The 228-nt window shown below is 44.7% G+C and carries 1 protein-coding gene; it reads left to right on the top strand.

Going from position 1 to position 228, the window contains the following annotated elements; genetic code table 11:
• Positions 1–228 (top strand): AAA family ATPase (locus tag KVT11_RS20930; protein WP_217609251.1); only part of this gene is annotated, 228 nt, incomplete at both ends.

Below are 228 nucleotides of genomic sequence, written 5' to 3'. Positions count from 1 at the left end.
ATGAGCGGGAAAGGCGGAGTAGGTAAATCGAGTTTGACGCTGAATATGGCACTGTCTATCGCAAGTACGGGCAAGCAAGTGCTCACCATCGACCTCGACTTTGGCATGGGGAATATTGATATTTTACTAGGGAAAACAACGACCAGCTCTATATTAGACGTGCTTGTTAGAAAAAAAGCCTCCCAAGCGGCTATGACAAAAGGAACGGACAATCTGTATTACATTTCT

It is taken from the genome of Bacillus sp. GbtcB10 (assembly GCF_019091365.1).
GTDB lineage: Bacteria > Bacillota > Bacilli > Bacillales > Bacillaceae > Bacillus > Bacillus altitudinis.
Note: the sequence above shows the minus strand (reverse complement) of the source record. Positions and strands in the feature narration are given on the sequence as shown.